This window comes from Chitinophaga caseinilytica (genome assembly GCF_038396765.1).
GTDB lineage: Bacteria > Bacteroidota > Bacteroidia > Chitinophagales > Chitinophagaceae > Chitinophaga > Chitinophaga caseinilytica.
This window is the reverse complement of the sequence record NZ_CP150096.1, coordinates 1556393-1577627: the sequence shown is the minus strand read 5'-3', so window position 1 is coordinate 1577627 and position 21235 is coordinate 1556393. Positions and strand designations below refer to the sequence as shown.

13 protein-coding genes are annotated in these 21235 nt (G+C 54.7%); 3 read left to right on the top strand and 10 right to left on the bottom strand.

Features of this window, described 5'->3' with window-relative positions; translation table 11 throughout:
• The first annotated feature begins 3 nt into the window (after window positions 1-3).
• Entirely contained in the window at window positions 4-933 is a 930-nt protein-coding gene (gene fcl, locus WJU22_RS06805) for a GDP-L-fucose synthase (RefSeq protein WP_341842494.1), read from the top strand.
• Between the two features lie 79 nt (window positions 934-1012).
• On the opposite strand, the gene WJU22_RS06800 is transcribed toward fcl, so the two are convergent.
• The 10 genes from WJU22_RS06800 to WJU22_RS06755 form a co-directional block, all read right to left on the bottom strand.
• Window positions 1013-2422: an RtcB family protein gene (locus tag WJU22_RS06800; protein ID WP_341842493.1), complete on the bottom strand. Its 1410-nt coding sequence runs from the start codon at window positions 2420-2422 to the stop codon at window positions 1013-1015.
• 91 nt (window positions 2423-2513) lie between these two features.
• On the bottom strand, window positions 2514-3257 hold the full coding sequence (locus tag WJU22_RS06795; protein WP_341842492.1) for a hypothetical protein: 744 nt from the start codon (window positions 3255-3257) through the stop codon (window positions 2514-2516).
• Window positions 3258-3423: 166 nt separating this feature from the next.
• Window positions 3424-3990, bottom strand: coding sequence for a DinB family protein (locus WJU22_RS06790; RefSeq protein ID WP_341842491.1), 567 nt, complete (start codon window positions 3988-3990; stop codon window positions 3424-3426).
• A 524-nt stretch (window positions 3991-4514) separates the two neighbouring features.
• A complete protein-coding gene (locus tag WJU22_RS06785) occupies window positions 4515-6557 on the bottom strand; it encodes a hypothetical protein (protein WP_341842490.1) in 2043 nt (680 codons plus the stop codon).
• Window positions 6558-6740: 183 nt separating this feature from the next.
• The gene (locus WJU22_RS06780) at window positions 6741-8651 is read right to left on the bottom strand and encodes a transglutaminase domain-containing protein (RefSeq protein ID WP_341842489.1); all 1911 of its coding nucleotides are present in this window, start codon (window positions 8649-8651) and stop codon (window positions 6741-6743) included.
• A gap of 375 nt (window positions 8652-9026) precedes the next feature.
• A complete protein-coding gene (locus tag WJU22_RS06775) occupies window positions 9027-10109 on the bottom strand; it encodes a PA0069 family radical SAM protein (RefSeq protein ID WP_341842488.1) in 1083 nt (360 codons plus the stop codon).
• Between the two features lie 51 nt (window positions 10110-10160).
• A complete protein-coding gene (locus WJU22_RS06770; protein ID WP_341842487.1) occupies window positions 10161-11942 on the bottom strand; it encodes a MutS-related protein in 1782 nt (593 codons plus the stop codon).
• 102 nt (window positions 11943-12044) lie between these two features.
• Entirely contained in the window at window positions 12045-15389 is a 3345-nt protein-coding gene (locus tag WJU22_RS06765) for a methylmalonyl-CoA mutase family protein (protein WP_341842486.1), read from the bottom strand.
• Window positions 15390-16013: 624 nt separating this feature from the next.
• Complete coding sequence (locus tag WJU22_RS06760; protein WP_341842485.1) at window positions 16014-16718, bottom strand: NUDIX hydrolase; 705 nt, start codon at window positions 16716-16718, stop codon at window positions 16014-16016.
• A 39-nt stretch (window positions 16719-16757) separates the two neighbouring features.
• Window positions 16758-18392 (bottom strand): amidohydrolase, encoded by a 1635-nt coding sequence (locus WJU22_RS06755; protein WP_341842484.1) that lies wholly within the window; start codon window positions 18390-18392, stop codon window positions 16758-16760.
• A gap of 72 nt (window positions 18393-18464) precedes the next feature.
• Here WJU22_RS06755 and ligA point away from each other — a divergent pair, with 72 nt between their 5' ends.
• Window positions 18465-20555, top strand: a complete 2091-nt coding sequence (gene ligA / locus WJU22_RS06750; protein WP_341842483.1) for an NAD-dependent DNA ligase LigA — start codon at window positions 18465-18467, stop codon at window positions 20553-20555.
• Entirely contained in the window at window positions 20552-20992 is a 441-nt protein-coding gene (locus WJU22_RS06745) for a nucleoside deaminase (protein ID WP_126245729.1), read from the top strand. Before ligA ends, WJU22_RS06745 begins: the two co-directional genes overlap by 4 nt.
• Window positions 20993-21235: the final 243 nt, after the last annotated feature.

Here is a 21235-nt window from a genome sequence, read left to right as displayed (position 1 = left end):
CGCATGCAACCGAACAGCAAAATATACATCGCAGGGCACCGTGGCATGGTGGGCTCCGCCATCACGCGGAGACTGCAGAAAGCGGGCTTTCACAACTTCGTGACCCGCACTTCAGACACCCTCGACCTGCGGGACCAGGCCGCCGTAGCGGCTTTCTTCCAGGAAGAAAAACCCGATTACGTGTTCCTCGCCGCCGCCAAAGTGGGCGGCATCGTGGCCAACAACACCTATCGCGCGGAATTCCTGTACGATAATCTCATGATCCAGAACAACGTGATCCATCATGCCCATCTCAACGGCGTGAAAAAACTCATGTTCCTCGGATCGTCCTGCATCTATCCCAAACTGGCGCCGCAGCCACTGAAGGAAGAATACCTCCTCACCGGCACCCTGGAACCGACCAACGAGCCGTACGCCATCGCCAAGATCGCCGGCATCAAACTGTGCGACGCCTACCGCAGCCAGTACGGTTCGCAGTTCATTTCCGTTATGCCGACCAACCTCTACGGCCCCAACGATAACTACGACCTGCAGAACTCGCACGTGCTGCCCGCCCTCCTCCGCAAATTCCACGACGCCAAAGCCAACGCCCAAAGCGAAGTGGTGATCTGGGGTACGGGCTCGCCCCTCCGCGAATTCCTCCATGCAGACGATATGGCCGATGCCTGCTTCTTCCTCATGCAGGGCTACAACGAGCCCGGCCCGATCAATATCGGTGTAGGGGAAGATCTCAGCATCGCCGACCTCGCCCGCATGGTACAAAAGATCGTCGGCTACGAAGGAAAACTCGTGTTCGACACCACCAAACCCGACGGTACGCCCCGCAAACTGATGGACGTTTCCCGCCTTCATAGCCTCGGTTGGAAAGCGCAAATCCCGCTGGAACAGGGGATCAGGCAGGTGTATGAAGAAAAATTCCTGCAAAAGGCTTAACAGAACGGCCTTTGCTGAAAATACGACGGGGGAAACAGCGTACTGTTTCCCCCGTTTTTTATTTCCGGTGGATGGATCATCAATCTTCTCCCGGTCCGCCGTCCGCCATACGGACGATCTTCGGAAGGAAAGAACCTACCACGTCTACCAGCGGCTTTTGTGCGGCCATCACGGCGCGGATGTCTTTGTAGGCACCCGGCGCTTCGTCAAGCCCGCCGCCAACGAGCGTCACGCCTTTATCGCGGAGCAGGCGGCCCATTTCGTGCATCGTGAAGGTTTGCGTGGCTTTGGAACGGCTCATCTGCCGGCCCGCACCATGCGAAGCCGAATCCAGCGAAGCTTCGAAACCCCGTCCGCGCACGATGAATCCCGGTTCGGTCATGGAGCCGGGGATTACGCCGAGCGCCCCTTTACCCGCCGGTGTGGCGCCTTTCCGGTGAACGATGAGGTCTTCCCCACCATGGTTTTCTTTCCAGGCGAAGTTGTGGTGATTTTCCACCCTTGCCAGCAAAGTAGCGCCCATGGCCTTGATCAGCCGGCGATGGATGTGGTGGTGGTTCGCGGAAGCATAATCTCCGGCGAGGTTCATCGCCATCCAGTATTCCCGTCCGTTATCGGAATCCATATCCAGCCAGGCGAGGTGCTGCACTTCCCGCGGAAGCTGGCAAACCTCACGTGCCACTTTGGTGTAATGCCCGGCGATCTGGGCGCCCAGGCCACGGGAACCGGAGTGCGACAGCAAACCCAGGTACGTTCCCGGTTCCAGGCCCCATTCGTTCGCGGGGTCGGTGATGGTTACTTCGCCCCATTCCACGAAGTGGTTACCGGACCCGGATGTGCTCAGCTGTGCAGCGGCTTTATCGTGCAGGTGCTTCAGCAGTCCGATTTCTTCGAAAGCGGGATTTTCCAGCACGGGGTCGTCTTCCCGCTTTTTCCACGGAGTTCCTGCGCCGAAAGCCGTTTGCGCGATCAGTTCCCGTTTGAACTGCGATGCGTTTTTCTCAAGGTCTGCAACGGGAATATCGAGGATGGACAGGCACATCCGGCAGCCGATGTCTACGCCGACGGCGTAAGGGATCACGGCATTGCGGACGCCGAGCACGCCGCCGATGGGCAGGCCGTAGCCATGGTGCGCATCGGGCATCAACGCGCCGGCGGCGGTAACCGGCAGGCGCATGGCGTAATTCATTTGCCGGAGGGCCGAATCGTCAATAAATTCTTCACCGAAAATCCGGTAAGGAAGTGCTGCTTCCAGCAGCGGGATTTCCGTGGGTTCTTCCACGATGAGCTTTTCGGCGATTTTACCAAGATGCTCGTCTGCCGCGAAAGCGGCGGGGTCTTGCAGCACCTGTGAAAGCAGGGCCAGCGCGGCGTCTTGCGAGTGATGCTTATAATGCTTCTCCATGACACCGATCGCGACGCTGATCACCGGGGATTCGGGGTAACCGATAGCCCGGAGGTCTTTGCCGCGAAGTTTGAGTTTTGACATATAGATGAATTAAAACGTCTGTCTGCTGACAGACAAGTTAACGATACCGCAGCATCTTTTATGCCACGGTACCGGGTAGGGATAAGATTTGTTAAAATAATAGTTCTTTCTCCAGCTCCATGAGCCATTGCCGGGTTGTTGTCCGGGAGCGGTAAGGCCGGGGCCACTTTCGTGATCCCCAAATTCTCACCTTTCGCCCTTTCAGGTTCTCCATCCGGCCGAAAATTTTTGGATCGGCCTGTATCTGACGGATTTCCTGGAGGCGTTGTTCCACGGCTGTGTCTTCCACCCGCTGTTCCGTAATGAAATTGGGGCGGATTTTCAGCCGGAATCGCCAGGGCTCTTTGAACTTCCAGACTTCCTGGCCACATCTGCGCCGGGGGTTGGAGGGAATACTGAGGTAAAAAAGACTGGCTTCCTTTTCCGTGAAAGCCTGCTTGAGGAACCGTTGGGTATCCGGTTCCAGCAAGTATTGCGGTATGGGTATTTTCTTCTTACCGTTCTTTCTTACTTTTTTAAGGAAAAAACGATCGGGCTGGAATAGCGTGGTGTTGATCTTGTCCAGAATTCCCTGGTAAAATGCGGCACCGGCTGAGCAGGCCACCTCTTCACCAAGCACGAAACTGCGTTTAAAGCCGCGTTGAATGGGTGGATCGAGCGGCACATAAACGACTTCATGGTGTTTGATGTACCATAATTTCGTTCTTTCATTTTCCAGTTTAATCAATCGTTTTTCCCGGTCGGCCCGCACGGCGCGCTTTCGGGAGCGCGGGCACCGTATGCGGAAGGAGTGCAAGGAGCAGCTTTCCTCCGCCGTCGTCGTATAGTCCATCATACCTGATGTTATAGTTTGTGGATAGGATCGCTACGCGGTCCGGTTTGAGGTTTTGGTATGTGGATTTATGATTCTTTCTCATTGTTGGCATTTTTAAATGTTAAAAAAAGCTCCCGCAAAAGCGGGAGCCGGGGTTGACTCTTTTCTTTTGCTTTGAATAAATAGTTCAGATCATTACCGCGCTTTCTTCGAACTGGTCGCGCAGTTCGTGTAACTGGGCGATGTGGCGTTCGATGTGTTTGGTGAGGAAGAAGATATATTGATAGATATCCAGTTTCCCCAGGTTATTGACGGTCATCATCGTTTTGACGAGTTTTCCTTCCCCGTTTTTGAGCAGGCTGAGATTATACATGCACTGCGCAAATTGTTGTTTGAGGAGGATGCGGATTTCATCGAGGTCCCTGGTGCCGGAGGGTTCCAGGTGAGCGGGGTTTACCCATCCGAAGGATTTGCTGCTCACGACTTCGATCTGCCGGAATTTATCTTCATAATCCGATCCCGGCATGATGTGCAACCCTTCAACCTTGCGTTCCAACGCGCGGCGGGTGCTTTTATTGATGGTCAGGAGCAGAAAATAGTTGGTAAGGCATATATGTTCAATCACCTCCCGCGCATTCCAGGTGTCGCGTTCCGGTTTAAAATGCAGTAATACCGAATCTTCCTGGAACCATTGGTCCAATTCCCGGAAATTGTTGATCAGGGCCTCTCTTACAAATTGTACAACGTTTCTCATTGGGTCTCGTTTTGGGGCAAATCACTTTTTCTCTAAAAAGCACTTACCATGTTATATTATATGTTCGTTTCCGTTTCGGGGGCTTAAAATAAAAAGCCCGGTCGGCTATGGGCGGCGGACCGGGCTATGAATAACGTTCGTAATAATTACGTTCACATCAATACATAACGGTCCCACCAGGCGGGTACCATGAAAGGCACTTCCCGTACGCCATTGCCCGGCGTCGCACTTGCGCGATTGTTTTGTTCAGTTGTATGTCCATCAGCACTAAAAAAAGGTCCCGCATTTTCTGCGGGACCCTTCTGTTATATCTTTCGGATAACTTCTTGCTTTGTTACCTGCTATAACCTGCCCGCATATGGCCACCCGCCTGCTTCTGCATGCGTTTTGCGACCTTCATCTTATATGTACAATTGCGTGACATTGTTATTTAGCGTTTGTTTACGTCAACAAAGATAGAAAATTATTTTTTTCTTTCGCAATATTTTTTATTAAAAAATTGTTTCCACTGGATTTTCTTTTTGTTACCCTGCTTTTCTGAAGAGTATCTTCTGGTCTTTGAAAGCTTCTGCCGCATCGATCATTTCCAGCAGCTGCGGCCATTTTGCGGCTGCGGCGTGGGCCAATTTGTAGGTTTTCGTGATCTGCAGGCGGAGCTTTCCGTCTTTCTGTTCCGCTTTCACGATGAAGCTTCCGCATTCGTTATCCACCTGCCTGGGGAGTTTTTCTATCCCCTCGGCCACATATCCTTCAGGGATGTCGAATTCGATATCGTATGCGAACGACCGGGCGAAAGACATATAGATATCCGCGGTGCGCTTGCGCTGGGAGGGCTTCACGGCGATTTGCCCGCCAATGAGCCGGCCGGCGTCCAGGATGTAGTCGGCACCGGCTTTTTTGACCAGGCCATCCAGCGAAAAGCGGGTATTGTACACCAGGTCGGGGTTTTCGGTGCGCAGGCCCATCGCTTTGATCCCGAAAGTATCGAGTGTGGGGGTGGCGTCTTCGAACTGCTGCTGCACTTCTTCCCGGAAGTAATCCTTCACTGCGCGGCGGGCCTTGTCGAAGGCATTCAGGTATTCATCGTGCAGGGCGCGGGTATTCCGGCTCTTTTTGAAATCGTCCATGAACGACGTTTCTATCCCCAGGAGCTTCCTTTCCTCCGCGTAATAATCTTCGAATAACAAAAGCTGCTGCTGGGTACGCTTCCTGAAATGGCCGGTAACCGTCGTTTCGCGGTCGATCTCCAGCTGCTGGAGGTTGTCTTTCGCAAAGCCGATCCTCATCAAATTGGACTGCCGGTTCTGGCCCGCGGAGCTTTCGGGGATGTCCCACTGCCCGTCTATATGTGGACTGTTTCGCGGCAGCAGCGCCCCTTTCTGCCCTTCGAAATCGGCCGGAATGTGGTCTGTGGTGGCGAAAAGACCGTCCACGCTCATATAGATGGGCTTGCTGCCCGTGGTGCGCAGCATCATCCGGAAATCGTCCGAATCGAATACGTCCGTCAATGCCGGGCCGTCTTTCACCGTTGTGAAGACGAATTCTGCGGGGACATCGTATTTATCGAGCACATAATTCACATAGAGCAAGAAATTCTCTTCGCGCAGCGCTTTGAAATTGCGGCGGCGGTCTACCACGATGGGATCGTTGGGCCAGATGTGGTAAACGACCACATACCGCACTACATGGTAAATGAATTCCGCCAGCTGGGCTTGCGAGGCGTTGGGGTTTTCCTTTTTGAAACGTTTCACCCGGTCGTTCACTTCATCGTACGAGGGCAGGGTGGTCACGGCTTTCATGTTACGGAGCGGCGCGATGTTCATGACGGCTTCGTCACGGATTTTAGTGGCATTGGGATTGGCGTAGATCATCCCCTCCTTCCTGCGGCCGGCTTTTTCGTTACGGGCGCCGGGACGCAGATGTACACGCACCATGGGCAATTGCCGGAAAGGGTTCATCCAGAGGTTGACGGGTTGGGGCGGGATGTTGCGCACGAGCATGTCCAGATGAATGAGGTGATCGTCGTAGCGCTCCTTGAAATTGGGGGCGCCGTTCATCGACCGGTATTCCATCGAAAACCACTCATTGAATGCGCCGATGTGGATCGCATATTCCAAAACCGGCTCTTCCTCCCCGAACACGAAAAGCTCGCGCGAGAAGTTGTTGGCGCCGATCACGAAAGATTCTTCCCGGAAATAATAATCCACGAGGTCGCCCACCTGCAGGTCGGGAATGGCGAGTTTGCGGGATTTGTAGCGGTTGCGCACCAGGTCGGTCACCACGGCTTCATCTCCATAGATTTCCTTCGTGGAGCCGTCTTTTTTATAAATCCGGACACCGAGGTACACGACTTTCGTGATCTTATCGAACGGCTCCAGCTGGTAGCTGTCGTCGTAATTTTCGTATTGTTTAAACTCGAAATCGGAGTACCGTTCCAGGGCTGCTTTATCATTGATAGCCACGAGGTTGCGCTCCGTGCGATGGAGTTTCACGGCTTTCTGCGGCGTCATGAGGTCTACATACCGGGCCAGGATGACGGCGGATTCTTTCGCATATTCCGGAGGCACCGTCCGGTTGCGGAACCCTGCCTGTTTGATGTTCCAGACTTCCTCCTTTACTTCCTCCTGCCGTTTTATATATTTTTTTCCGCCTGCACGTCCCAGGATTCGGGCTTCCGCTCCTGGGCTACCATGCCGGTGATGAACAGCAACAGGCAGATAATGATGGCAATGGTGGTCCTCATCGGTGAATTATTTTTTGGTAAGGGAGATTTGTTCGAGATAGGCTTGGCGTAGTTTTCTGATGTCGGCGTTCCAGGCTGCGAAGTCTTTGCGTTGCAGGCGTGTATTGCGGATGATGATTTCTTTCCGGTAAATGACCTGTCCGTTTTTCTGTTCGTATGTGGCTTTGAAAGTGTAGTTGGGCTGGTTTACATCGAGCGCGGGCGGGAGGGATTTCACCTTGTAGCCATCCGGCAGAGCCAGCACCGTTTCCTGCACCAGTTGCCGCTTGTAGGGCAACCAGTAGTCGTGGCGGCGACGGGCGGTATCGATGGCGGCGTCATCCATTTCCTTGCGGAAGTCCAGTTCCACGAAGAGCTCGTCGCCGAAGGCGCTCACGGCGTCGTTATGCGTGATGTCGTAATCGATGACGAGGTCGGTATTCCAGTTGTGGAGGTCAGACGTGCGCATATTGGCGATGCGGTATTGGTTGTTCTGTTTGGACAGGTATTCCTGCAGGGCTTCGTCGAGTTTCGTGCTGCGGATTTGATGGATGCTGGACAGGATGTTTTCGGTGCATTCGCCGGAAAGCCGGTGAGCCGCGGTGCCGGTGAGTTTCGTCCCCTCGATGCGGAGGGCCCTTTTTTCGGTCTGGCGGTTCTGTTCGAAGGTGCGCTCGGGTATGCGGGCCAGCTCGAATTTGTCGCCGTTGCCGATGAGCACCTGGCGGCCCTGGATACGTTCAGCATATTGGTCGAAGCCGATGTAGGTTTCGGTGGCGTCGAGGAACCAGGTTTTGCCGTCCAGCAAAACGGCGCAGATCATATGGTTATCTACGGCGAGGGTGGGCAGGGAATAGTCGTAGGCGATGTGGCGCGTCCCGATCCAGCAGAGCCTTGCGTCGAAACCGAGGGAGGCGAGCATTTCGCGGGTGAGGTTGGCCATGCCTTTGCAGTCGCCGTACTTTTTGGCCAGTACATCCTGTGCTGTGGCGGGTTTGAAGCCGGCGATACCGTTTTCGAAAGCGATGTACCGGATGTTTTCCTGCATCCAGGTGTAGATGGCTTTGATTTTATCGAGGTCGGTGGATTTGTTTTTCACGATGGCGGCTGCGGTGGATTTGACGGCATCGCGGTCGTTATCGACGGCGGCCACGAGGCTGTGGTACCATGCGTAGAGGTTTTGCAGATTGCCGAAATAAGTGGCGGTGCCTGCGGGGGAATCTGCACTGTGGCTGAAGATCAGCAGGTGCGGATAGAGGTAGCTGGGGCCCGGGGCTCCGGGCTCGCTTTTGCCGGGCAGGATTCGCGCGGCGGTGTAGGTGAAAACGTCGGCGTCGAGTTTTTTATCGTAAGATTTGACGAGTTGGATGCCGTGGCCTTCGAAGTTCATTTCCTTTATTTCGGTTTTCATCCAGCGGGGGATGACGATGGTGACTTCTTTGGATTCGACGAGATAGTCTTCCTGGAAATATACGGTGTTGAAATACCGGGGATCGATGGTGATTTTTTCGATTTCGGTGCGGCTTTCCGTTCCTTTCTTTTTGAATGGGAGCATGAAACCGCAGATCCTGGCGTCTGCGTAGAAAATATCTTCGATGGCGTGGTAGCGGTGTTCGGGCTTTACTTTGAAGCGGTCGCCGTCTACCCATGCTTTTATTTCTTCCACGCGGCTGTAGTCGTTGTAGAAAGTGACGATGGGGATGGCTTCGCGGAATTCGTTGCAGCGGAATATGGTGCCGGAGGTTTCTTTTACCCAGACGGGGTTCGATTTATCGCCGCGGGTGAATTCATAGCGTTCTTTCTTTTCCCGGATCACGAAGTTGGTGCTTTCTTCCGCCGGCGCCGATAGCACGGATGGGTGGGTGCGGGCATGCGCGGAAGGGGGCATCCAGCAGCACAATAAAGCACTGAGGCACAGGGAAGTAAGTGCGGTTCGCATGTTATTTTACAGGTATGAGGGGATTAAAGATAGTAAAAATAACTATATATTAGACCCTCATCCGCACTTCCCAGCGGGTTATTTCTTTATGAATTGCGTATCATTCCGTCTTGAAGGATCCATACGCTCTGGCATTGTTCCGCCATTGAGAATTTTGCTGATTCTTCTTTGGACCTTGGTGGTCATCCAGACATCGAAATTAATTTTGGCTGGATAAAATGGACATGCTGGTTCTTATGTCAAACTGATTGATAATAAATCGTCGCTAGCACAATCTTGTTAGGCAAAAAGCCCATTTATCCTTGTAAATCGAACATTCAACTTTCGATTTGCAAGGATAACTGGCCAAGAAGCATAAGCCAACGGCACCTCCCCTCAAAACAGTTTCAACTGGTTCGTAGGCCGGGCGAACAGGCTCGTATTGAACTCGAATTTCTCCTGGTTCATGCCCAGGCGCTTCGTTTGCACCCTGAACTGCTGGCGGATGATGTCTGCCAGGTTCCCGTCGCCGCGCATCCTGCGGCCAAACTGGCTATCATTCACTTCGCCGCCGTGAAGCCCTTCGATCATGTGCCACACCTTGTCTGACCGGTCTGGGAAATTCTTCTGCAGCCAATCCTTGAAAATGATCTTCACGGCATCGTTCAGGCGAACCACCGTGTACCCCGCGTACTTCGCGCCATTTTCCGCCGCCTGTTCCAGCAACCGGGGGATTTCGTGATCGTTCAGCCCCGGAATGATGGGCGCCGTCATCACGCCCACCGGAACCCCCAGTTCCGACAACTCCCGGATCACCTTCAGGCGCTGCACGGCCGTGGCCGTCCGCGGTTCCATCTTCTGGCGAAGGTCTTCCTGCAACGTCGTCAGGCTCACATACACACAAATGAGCTGATGCTCCGCCATTTTCTGCAGGATGTACTTGTCCCGCAGCACCAGCGCATTTTTCGTGATGATCCCCACCGGCTGGCGATACTCCCAGGCCACTTCGAGGCACTGCCGCGTCAGCCACATTTTGCGCTCCAGCGGCTGGTAACAGTCCGTATTCCCGGAAAGGGATACCGGCCTCGGGACCCAGTTCTTATTATTGAGGAACTTGCGGAGCAACTCCGGCGCATTCGTTTTGGCGACGATCTTCCGCTCGAAATCCAGCCCGGCACTGAAACCCCAGAACTGGTGCGAGTTCCGGGCATAACAGTAAATGCAGCCGTGCTCGCAGCCCTGGTAAGGGTTCATTGAGTACCACATGCCCACATCCGGACTGTCTACCTTATTCACGAGCGTTTTCGCGTTTTCTTCGAAGATCTGCGTGGGAACGTCCGCCTGCCACCATTCGTCGATGCCTTCCGGATGTTCCTGCGCGTACTCTTCCGCCAGGTATTTGTTCTTAGGGTTCACCTGGGCGCCGCGGCCTTTATAGTATGGGAATGAAGCGGGTGTATCGCTGAACGGGAGCGTCATATACACTAATAATTTTAGTAAAAATACTAATTTTATTAGTACAACAAAAATTTATATAATGCCCATCTGCCGCATGAGGAAAGTCGCGTTTTTATTCCGCGCGATGCCGGGCCGCATCGTGTAATCGAAATGCAGTTTTCCATTATCGAGACTACTTTCGAAACAGTAGTTGCGCACCTGCCCGGGGCACTCCGCTTCCAGCGCCCCCAGCTCCAGGTCGTGCGTGGCGATCATCCCCGCGCAGCGGAACTGCAGGAAATGCTTCACCAGCTCGCGGGAGCCCGTCAGTTTATCTTCGGAATTCGTGCCTTTGAGGATTTCGTCGAGGATGATGAACACTTCCTCCCCGCTTTTCAATACATCGATAATGCGTTGCAGCCGCTGCAGCTCCGCCTGGAAATACGAAGTATGCCGCGCGATGGAATCCTTGATCCGCATAGACGTCATGATCCGCAACGGGTGACACCGGAATTTCACCGCACACACCGGCGCACCGGTCATCGCCAGCAGCCAGTTCACACCCACGCTCCGCAGGAAAGTGCTTTTTCCGCTCATGTTCGACCCCGTCACGATGTGGCATTGTTCTTTCCCCGCGATGCTCCAGTCGTTTTTCACGCATTCACTTTCGGGGATCAGCGGATGACCGATCCCTTCTCCACCGGTACCACTCATCCCGCCACCCACTTCCGGGAAAATATAATCGGGATGGTTGAAAGTAAATGTGGCAAGACTATTGGCCGTTTCCATAAGCGCGATCGCGTCCAGCCATTCGTCCATATCACCGCGATGCCTTTCCTTCCAGCGTTCCAGGCGGAACATGCAGTGAATGTCGTACAGCATGACCGAATTCAGCACGATCCCCACCAGCAGGTTCATCCGCTGGTCGAGCGCGTTGCTCACGCGCGCGAGGGCATGGAGCGAACGGTCGGCATCCGTAGCGGTACGCTTGCGCGCTTCCAGCCAGGGTACGCCATTCCAGTTTTCCGCTCCGATCATCCGCAGCAGCACTGCGAATTTCGCCAACACCTTTTCTTTATTGGACACCAGGATGTGCTGGGCATTCACTTTCTTGACGTTCATGAGCAAAATCCCCCAGTTCACGAACAGCGCGAGCAACATCCAGATATATACACCGGTGATCCCATAATATACAATACCGCCCAAAACGAGCGCCGGCATCACGTATGCCGCGATCCGCAATCCTTTCCGGTGCACGAACTCCATGGGCGCGGATTTCCACAGGCGGATCTCCTCCATGTCGCGCGGAGACTCGTTCGCCAGCCGGGCATGCGCCGCAAAATCCTGCCGGAACCCGATCCTGGGGCTCAGCTCCTGCACTGCGGCCTGCACTTCGCGGATCGCTTCGGCGGATTGCAGGGGAGATCTCAGCCAGTTGGCCAATCGCGTTTTGCCCGACAGCGTACCGGTGCGGTTGATATGCTGGTACAGCGACGAGGGCCCGAACACATCCAGGTCGCCGGAAAAATCATGCTGATCGTCGATAAACGCTTCGCCATCTTCAAAATCCGCACCGCCGCCGGTCACCAGTTTCAGTTCTTTTTCATTGAGGGAAAGCAGCTCTTTCAGATAAGCCCGATGGTCTTTCCCTTTCTGATACCGCGCCAGGCTCCAGATGAACCCGCAAACGAGCACGAAGGCGCCCAGCAGCCAGGGCCAATAAAAGCCCTGCCGGAAGTACTGGATACCCGTGTAAAGGATACCCGCGAACGCCAGCAGCCTGATGAAGCTGAGCTGCTTCAACTGGGCGTCCGTTTGCCGGAATCGGAGGGTGATTTCGTCTATCCTTTGCTGGTATGTGATGGCCGTTTGCATGCCGGCAAGATACGATAGAAGCGAATCAAATATCAAAACGGCCCCAATAAAAAAGCACGGCCAAACCGGTCGTGCTTTTTTATGATGATTTGAAGATGCTATCTACATATTCCTGCGATACTGCCCGCCCACTTCGTACAGCGCGTGGGTGATCTGCCCGAGGGTACAGTATTTCACGGTTTCCATGAGCTGCGCGAACAGGTTGCCGTTCTGTACCGCCACTTCCTGGAGTTTCTTCAGCTGCGCTTCACCATCGGCCGAATGCCTTTCCTGGAAAGCGTTCAGCGCATTGATCTGGTATTCCTTCTCCTCCGTGGTGGAACGGATCACTTCCGCCGGAATGATCGTGGGCGAGCCGTTTTTATTGAGGAAGGTATTTACACCGATGATGGGAAACTCGCCGGAATGTTTCAGCGATTCGTAATACAGGCTTTCTTCCTGGATTTTGTTGCGCTGGTACATCCTTTCCATGGCGCCCAGTACGCCGCCGCGCTCGGTGATGCGGTTGAATTCCGCCAGCACGGCCTCTTCCACGAGATCTGTCAGCTCTTCCACGAAGAAGCTTCCCTGGTTGGGGTTTTCGTTCTTCGCCGTTCCCAGTTCGCGGTTGATGATGAGCTGAATGGCCATGGCTCGGCGCACGCTTTCTTCGGTGGGCGTGGTAATGGCTTCGTCGTACGCGTTGGTGTGGAGGGAATTACAGTTGTCGTAAATGGCGTAGAGCGCCTGCAGCGTAGTACGGATATCGTTGAAGTCGATCTCCTGCGCGTGCAAACTGCGGCCCGACGTCTGGATATGATATTTCAGTTTCTGCGAGCGATCGTTCCCCTTGTATTTATACTTGATGGCCTTTGCCCAGATGCGCCGGGCCACACGGCCTATCACGGCGTATTCGGGGTCCATGCCGTTGCTGAAGAAGAAAGACAGGTTGGGCGCGAAATCGTCGATGTTCATGCCGCGGCTCAGGTAATATTCCACGTACGTGAAACCGTTGGCCAGCGTGAACGCGAGCTGCGTAATAGGATTGGCGCCGGCTTCCGCGATATGATACCCCGAAATGCTCACCGAATAGAAGTTGCGGACTTTCTCGCGGATGAAATACTCCTGCACGTCGCCCATCAGCTTCAGGGCAAATTCCGTGGAGAAAATGCAGGTATTCTGCGCCTGGTCTTCCTTCAGAATATCGGCCTGCACCGTACCGCGGACGGTACTGAGCGCATACGCCCTGATCTTTGCATATACTTCCGGCTCCAGCACATCGCTGCCGGAAATCCCCAGCAAACGCAGGCCCAGCCCATCGTTGCCGTGGGGCAGCTCGCCATTGTATCTGGGAAGCGGGTGATCTTTGAATTTCTTTTTGATGATGGCCTCCACTTTTTCCTGGAGCCCTTCTTTCACGATGTATTTCTCACACTCCTGGTCGATGGCGGCGTTCATGAAAAACGCGAGCAAAATCGGGGCAGGACCGTTGATCGTCATAGACACGGAGGTCTTGGGATCGCAGAGGTCGAAGCCGGAGTAGAGTTTCTTGGCATCGTCTACCGAAGCGATGCTCACGCCGCTGTTCCCGATCTTCCCGTAAATATCCGGGCGATAGGCGGGGTCTTCGCCGTAGAGCGTAACGCTGTCGAATGCGGTAGACAGGCGTTTGGCCGGCTGGTCTACCGAAACGTAGTGAAACCTTTTATTGGTGCGCTCGGGCCCGCCTTCGCCGGCGAACATCCGCGTGGGGTCTTCGCCTTCGCGCTTCAGCGGGAACACGCCCGCTGCGTAAGGGAATTCTCCGGGGAGGTTTTCGGTGAGCTGCCAGCGGAGGATATCTCCCCAGTCGTTGTAATTCGGCAGCGACACTTTCGGGATGCGGGTATGGCTGAGGCTTTCACTGAAAAGCGGCAGTTTGATGACTTTGTCCCGCACCTGGAACTCATAGTAATCGGCTTTGAACTTCGCTACCAGCGCGGGCCAGCCATCGATGAGGGCTTTGCATTCCGGTGCGATCCTCTGCTGCACGTGCTGGCTGATTTCTTCCAGTTCGGCGGCATGTTTGAGGCCGGGTGTTTTGAGAACGCCGGCGAGTTGGTACCACTGCGTGGCGAGGGCGCATTGTTCGGTCACCCATTCGTTATATTCCCCATTCGCCGTCGCGATTTCGGACAGGTAGCGGACGCGGGCGGGCGGGATGATGAGGGATTTGGTGGATGTGGCGGTCACGGGTTTATCGGGTTTATCTTCCCCGAAGTGCGTCCCGGTTTTTTCCACGATCCGGTGCATGAGCCGGCCGAAGAGCTGGTTCACGCCGGGGTCGTTGAACTGCGAAGCGATGGTACCTACTACCGGGAGGTCTTCGTCTTTGGCGTCCCACAAACCATTGTTGCGCTTATATTGTTTGCGCACGTCGTGCAGGGCATCGAGCGCGCCGGCTTTATCGAATTTGTTGATGCAGATGAGATCGGCGTAATCCAGCATGTTGATTTTCTCCAGCTGGGAAGCGGCGCCGTATTCGGGGGTCATCACATATAACGCTACGTCGCAGTAATCGACGATGGCGGTATCGCTCTGGCCGATGCCGGAGGTTTCGAGGATGATAAAATCGAATGCGGCGGCTTTGCAGATATCGATGGCTTCCTGGATGTGGAGGCTGATGGCTTTATCGCTTTCGCGCGTGGCGAGCGATCGCATGTAGGCGCGGGGGTGATGGATGGAGTTCATCCGGATCCGGTCTCCCAGCAGTGCGCCGCCCGTTTTCTTTTTGGACGGGTCTACGGAAATAACGGCGATGGTTTTATCGGTGTAGGTCCGCAGGAAGCGGCGCACCAGTTCATCCGTTACACTGGATTTCCCGGCGCCGCCCGTTCCGGTGATGCCGAGCACGGGCACGGTGCGGTTGGCCATGATCTTCAGGTCTTCCTGCTGGCCGTTCAGCGCGAAATTTTCTGCGTAAGTGATGGCTTTCGCGATTTCGGGGGAGTCGAAATGCCGGAGTTTCGCGGCGTCCAGCTTCCATTTACCTTTTTCCACCGTTTCGAAATCGCACTGACGGATGACGTCTTCGATCATGCCGGCGAGCCCGAACTTCCGGCCATCGTCCGGACTATAAATCCTGGCGATGCCATAGGCGTGCAGCTCATCGATTTCGGAGGGGAGGATGGTGCCGCCGCCGCCGCCGAAGATCCGGATGTGGCCGCAGCCTTTTTCCTTGAGCAGGTCATACATGTACTTGAAGAACTCGATGTGCCCGCCCTGGTACGACGTTACCGCGATGCCCTGCGCATCTTCCTGGATGGCGCAGTCCACGATTTCGGCGGCGGAGCGGTTATGCCCCAGGTGGATCACTTCGGCGCCGGTGCCCTGCATGATGCGGCGCATAATGTTGATGGCCGCATCGTGCCCGTCGAACAGGGCCGCTGCGGTTACAATCCTGATTTTGTTGTTCGGTGTATAAGTCATGTTTGACAAATCTTCTTGTGCCTGGCGCGGCTTGCGCCCGGGGGAAACATGCAAGTTACGAAAATAGCGGCTGAGGCTGCGGCGGAGAAGGAATTTGGAACATTGAAAGGCATATCCACCTTTCATTAAAAAATTTTCAACTGCAACCCCTTGCAACTGAATTTTTCACAGCGTTTAACGGCCGACCAGCAACACACAAACGAGTGGGTAAAATGAAAACAGGCTGTCCGGGATGGAACAGCCTGTTTAATGAAAGACATATTTGTCCTGCATCACAACGTGGAATTTGATAAAATGCAATATAATCAGATGACAAACGCCCCATGAAGGCGCTGAATGGCTTGATGGCTTTCGCTCGGGTTCTCCTGAAATATCGTCTGTTGATTAAATATCTGGATTCAGAAATTGGTCGCTATTGGCTTCGATAACACCCCTCTCCGTTATAGTGTGTATATCGTACACAATCTTAATTAAAACTTTGTTAAAAAACAATTTTTTCGCCGGAATTCTGAAAAATATACACATTTAAGAGTATCCCAAGGGCATGGGATTCCCTATATCAAACCCTTTACCATAAAGGATTTGAAGCCAGCTAAATTTCTTACCTCGAAGGTTAAAATCCTATCAAAAACCGAGATTCTTTTTGTGGTGCAGGTTGTATTTGTCGTGGTTGAACTTGTAAAGCCTCGCCGGGCGATGGCGCACATCCTTTTCCTCCTCGTTCAAATCCACCAGGTAATCCATCGCGAAGAACTTTTTCCGGAAATTCCGGCGGTCGAGCTTCACGTCGAGGATGGCTTCGTACAGGTTCTGCAGATCGCGCAGGGAGAATTTTTTGGGTAACAGGTTGAAGCCTACCGGCTGATCGATCACCTTGGCCTGGAGGCGCTGATAACAGGTATCGAGGATGTCTTTATGATCGAAAGCCATGTCTGTTATGTCTTTCATGGAATGCCAGTGCAGCTCGTTTTCCTGCGTCTTCAGTTCCGAATGCTGGATATTGACGAGCGAGTAAAACGCAATGGTAACCACACGCCCCGCAGGATGGCGGTTGATCCCGCCAAAAGCCTGCACCTGCTCCATATACACGTTCTCCAGCCCGGTTCGGTCGCGCAATACGCGGTACGCGGCGGTTTCAAGGTCTTCGTCGGGATGCACAATGTCGCCCAGCAAAGACGGTTTGCCTTTGTATTCCTTCAAGTCGGATTTGATGAGCAATACTTTTAACTCGTTTTCGTCGAACCCGAAAATCACGCAATCCACCGAAATGGCCGCCATGAAATAATCCCGGATCTCGATGCGATGGGTGTTGATGTTTTTGGTGTGCATACTTACATAATCGTGGAATGGTCAATAATCGCGGCGCCATCACTGCGGCGTCTTGTAACGTGGCTTACCATTGATAAATGTAGCTAAAATCCTCGTGGTGAGTATCTGGTCTTCTTTTGCTTTTATAATATCCTGGCTGAGGATGACGAAATCCGCCACTTTTCCCGGGGTCAGGCTCCCTTTCGTCCCTTCTTCGAACGAGCCCTGCGCCGCCCAGAGCGTCATGCCTTTCAGGGCTTCCTGCCGGCTGAGCGCGTTCTCCATCTGGAACCCTCCGGCCGGATAACCCGCCGTATCTTTCCGCGCCACCGCCGCATAGAACGTCCGCAACGGATCGATCTTTTCTACGGGAAAGTCCGTCCCCAGCGGCATCCAGGTCACCTGGTTCAGCAAGTCCTTGAACGCGTAGGCCGTTTTCACCCGCGTAGCGCCCAACCTCGCCTCCGCCCAATACATGTCTGACGTGGCATGGGTCGGCTGCACCGACGGAATAATGCTGTAATCCCCGAAATACCGCCGGTCGATGGAATCCACCACCTGCGCGTGCTCGATGCGCCAACGCTTGTCGTTCCGGCCTTTCAGCACGTTCGCATACACCTGCAGAATCACTTTGTTCGCGGAATCCCCGATCGCGTGTGTACACATCTGGATATCCGACCCGGCCAGCAGTCCGGCCATGGCGGCGAAATACGCGGAATCTTTCCGTAAAAACCCCTTCCAACCCGGCTTATCGGCATAATCGTGTTTCAGGCAGGCGCCCCGCGAGCCGAGCGCACCGTCGCCATAAAATTTCACGCTGCGCACGAGGAGGTTTCCCTTTTCATAAGGGCCATACTTCAATATCCAGTCGATATTTTCTTCGGAATCGCTCAGCATCACGTTCAGTTTGAGGCTCAGGCGATTGGTGGTGATGAGTTTTTCGAGGAGGCGCATTTCCGGGAGCGACAGTCCGCAGTCGGTTATGCTGGTGATCCCCGCGGCCAGGCAATTCCGTTCCGCCGCCAGGATCGATGCGATCACGGCCGCGGTATCGGCTTCGGGGATCACTTTCGACACACCGAAAATGGCATTGTCGATGAGGATGCCCGTCATGGCGCCGTTCTTCACTTCCACGGAACCACCGCCGTCGGTAGAAGCGGGCGTGATGCCGGCGAGCTTGATGGCGGCCTGGTTCACCAGCACGGCGTGCCCGTCTACCCGCTCCAGGAACACCGGGCGGTCGGGGAACATGCGGTCGAGGGCCGATTTATCGGGATAAACTTTCACGGGCCAGTCGTTCTGGTCCCATCCCCGGCCGATGATCCAGCCTTTGGGATTTTTGGCGGCGAAGTCGCGCACCCGTGCCAGGGCTTCGTCCCAGCTTTTGGCGCCGGTCAGGTCTACCGTCCGCAGCGCAGATGCGTACCCGAGGAAATGTGCGTGCGCGTCGTTGAACCCGGGAACGATGGTGCCGCCTTTGGCATCCAGCTCTTCTTTCGCGGAAAATCTTGCCATCAATTCCTTTTCCGGCCCTGTGGCCACGATCTTGCCATTGGTAACGGCCATGGCCTGCATCACGCGGAAACCGGTATCCACCGTGTAGATAACGGCGTTGTGGACGAGAAGGTCCGCCGGTTCCTTACTTTTACAGGCAAAAAGGATAAAGGCCAGTGCTACTAGACTGCTGTGTTTCATGGCAAGAATTTATTCGCGCGTGGTAACTAAAGTTTAAATTTACGGCAGACTTTTGATTTATCCAGATACATCATGTACGCGAAAGACATTGAAATAGCCCTCGCCTCGGAAGCGAAGGCACTGCTGTCCGGCAAAACGGGCACTCCCGGAGAACTGGCCGACGCGCTGCGGCAAGTGATCCGCCATAGCGACTGGCGATATTATGTGCAGGACGATCCCGTGTTGAGCGACGAAGAATACGACCGCCTGTTTTCCATGCTGAAAAAGCTGGAAAGTGAAAACCCGGAACTGCAAACCCCGGATTCCCCCACGCAGCGCGTGGCGCAGGGGCTTACGAAGAACTTCCCCACGGTGCAGCACCTCGTGCCCATGCTCAGTTTGGAGAATTCTTACAATGCAGACGACCTGCTGGACTGGGACCGCAAGAACCGCGAAGCTTCCGGGCTGCAGGAGATCGAATATTGCGTGGAACCGAAGTTCGACGGCGCCAGCATTTCCCTCATTTATGAAAACGATCTGCTGGCACGCGGCGCCACGCGGGGCGATGGCGTGCAGGGCGACGAAATTACGGTCAACATCCGCCAGATCCGTTCCATCCCGCTTTCCGCCAACTTTTCGCGATTCGGCATCCAGCAGATAGAACTGCGGGGCGAAGTGCTCATCAATAAAAAGACATTCACGCGGCTGAACGAACAACGTGCCGCAGACAACCTCCCGCCGCTGGCCAACCCGCGCAACGCCGCATCCGGCTCCCTGCGCATCGTGGACCCCAATGAAGTGGCGAAACGCGGGCTGGAAGCGTTCCTCTATCACATGAGCTTCCATACGATGCAGGACGGGATAGAAGAACCGCCCGCCATCCAGACCCACAGCAATACCCTCGATATGCTCTGGCAGCTGGGCTTCCGCAGCCCGGCGAAGGAAATGAAAACCGTGAAAGGGATAGATGCCGTGATCGCGTATTGCGCCGAATTCGAAGCGCACCGCGATGATTTGCCTTACGAGATCGACGGGATGGTGATCAAGGTGAATGATTACCAGTTGCAGGACAAACTGGGCATGACCACGCACCATCCACGCTGGGCCATGGCGTATAAATTCAAGGCGCGGCAGGCAACGAGCATCCTGCGGGACGTGGAGTTCCAGGTGGGCAGAACCGGCTCCATCACGCCCGTGGCCAAGATCGACCCCGTGCCTATCGGTGGCGTAACCGTGGCTTCCGTGAGCCTTTTCAACGAAGACGTCATCCGCGAAAAAGACCTTAAGATCGGTGACCGCGTGCTGGTGGAAAGAGCCGGCGACGTGATCCCGTACATCGTGAAATCCGTAGCCGACCTGCGCGACGGCACCGAAACCGATATCGTGTTCCCCAAGGAATGCCCGGTGTGCCACGATCCGCTGTTCAAGCCGGAAGGCGAAAGCGTGTGGCGCTGCGTGAACATCAATTGCGAAGCGCAGGTGGTGGAACGGATGATCCATTTCGTGAGTAAAGACGCGATGGACATCCGCAGCCTCGGCGAAAGCAACGTGCGCAAGTTTTATGGCCTTGGCCTGCTCAAAGACGTGCCCGGCATTTACGCCCTCGATTTCGACGCCATCGGCAAGCTGGAGGGCTTCGGGCCGAAGTCTATCTCCAACCTGCAAACGGCCATCGAAGCCTCGCGGGCGCAGCCGCTGCACCGCCTGATCTTCGGGCTGGGGATCCGGTACGTCGGCGAAACCACGGCCAAAACCCTCGCCAACGCGGTGTCTCACCTGCTCGACCTCGCATCGTATACCGAAGAGCAGCTCCTGGCGCTGGAAGATATCGGGCCGAAAGTGGCCGGCAGCGTTCGACAGTTTTTCCTCAACGAGGATAATATCCATATGCTGGAGAAACTCGGGTCGCTCGGCCTGAACCTCGCCAGCAGTAAGGGTTCGCGCTCTGAGGAAGGCACCCTCAGCGGACAAACCTTCCTCTTTACCGGCACGCTGCACAAACTGAAGCGCAGCGATGCGGAAGCCATGGTGGAAGCCCAGGGCGGGAAGATCCTCAGCGGCGTGAGCAGCAAGCTCAATTACCTCATCGTGGGCGATGACGCCGGCAGCAAACTGGAAAAAGCGAAAAAGATCAATACCGTCAAAATCCTGACGGAAGATGAATTCATAAATATGGTACAATGACGGACGAGCATTTCATGCGCCAGGCCCTGAAAGAAGCGCGCCTGGCCGAAGAGAAGGGAGAAGTGCCGATTGGCGCGGTGGTGGTGATGAACGGGCAGGTGATCGGCCGGGGGCATAACCAGGTGGAGATGCTGACCGATTGTACGGCGCATGCGGAAATGATCGCGCTGACGTCGGCCTTCAATTATCTCGGCGCCAAATACCTCATGGAAGCCACGCTCTACGTGACGTTGGAACCTTGCGTAATGTGCGCCGGCGCCCTGTATTGGAGCAAGATCGGGCGCATCGTGTACGCGGCGCCGGATGAAAAGAACGGCTATCGCCGGGTGACGGACGGCAAATCGCCCTTTCATCCGAAAACGAAAGTGGAAACGGGTTTGCTGGGGGAAGAGAGTTTACGAATGGTGAAGGATTTCTTCCAGAAACGCAGAAAATAAGTAACGGCGGCCTTTGCGGGCCGCCGTTTTTTCATCATCAAAGGCGCGCCGGACCATCGCCTGCGCACTTTCCTGGCGCGGAACTTGCCTTCCGCGTTTTTCGTTTATGGGTCCCGGTTGTAATTCCGGGATGGAAATTATGCCTGTAAAGGCGGGAATTCAACGGAAAACCGGTGAAATACAGGAACGGGAAGCCGGAATGGCGGAGCGGCGGGATGTAGTGAAAAAGCGAAAGCGGCCCGT

Excerpts from the sequence above, each read along its gene's own strand:
- WJU22_RS06780 (WP_341842489.1), bottom strand. The coding sequence starts at position 8,651 with ATGCGAACCGCACTTACTTCCCTGTGCCTCAGTGCTTTATTGTGCTGC.
- WJU22_RS06775 (WP_341842488.1), bottom strand. The coding sequence starts at position 10,109 with ATGACGCTCCCGTTCAGCGATACACCCGCTTCATTCCCATACTATAAA.
- WJU22_RS06745 (WP_126245729.1), top strand. The coding sequence starts at position 20,552 with ATGACGGACGAGCATTTCATGCGCCAGGCCCTGAAAGAAGCGCGCCTG.
- WJU22_RS06795 (WP_341842492.1), bottom strand. The coding sequence starts at position 3,257 with ATGATGGACTATACGACGACGGCGGAGGAAAGCTGCTCCTTGCACTCC.
- WJU22_RS06800 (WP_341842493.1), bottom strand. The coding sequence starts at position 2,422 with ATGTCAAAACTCAAACTTCGCGGCAAAGACCTCCGGGCTATCGGTTAC.
- WJU22_RS06760 (WP_341842485.1), bottom strand. The coding sequence starts at position 16,718 with ATGCACACCAAAAACATCAACACCCATCGCATCGAGATCCGGGATTAT.
- fcl (WP_341842494.1), top strand. The coding sequence starts at position 4 with ATGCAACCGAACAGCAAAATATACATCGCAGGGCACCGTGGCATGGTG.
- WJU22_RS06790 (WP_341842491.1), bottom strand. The coding sequence starts at position 3,990 with ATGAGAAACGTTGTACAATTTGTAAGAGAGGCCCTGATCAACAATTTC.
- WJU22_RS06770 (WP_341842487.1), bottom strand. The coding sequence starts at position 11,942 with ATGCAAACGGCCATCACATACCAGCAAAGGATAGACGAAATCACCCTC.
- WJU22_RS06765 (WP_341842486.1), bottom strand. The coding sequence starts at position 15,389 with ATGACTTATACACCGAACAACAAAATCAGGATTGTAACCGCAGCGGCC.
- ligA (WP_341842483.1), top strand. The coding sequence starts at position 18,465 with ATGTACGCGAAAGACATTGAAATAGCCCTCGCCTCGGAAGCGAAGGCA.
- WJU22_RS06755 (WP_341842484.1), bottom strand. The coding sequence starts at position 18,392 with ATGAAACACAGCAGTCTAGTAGCACTGGCCTTTATCCTTTTTGCCTGT.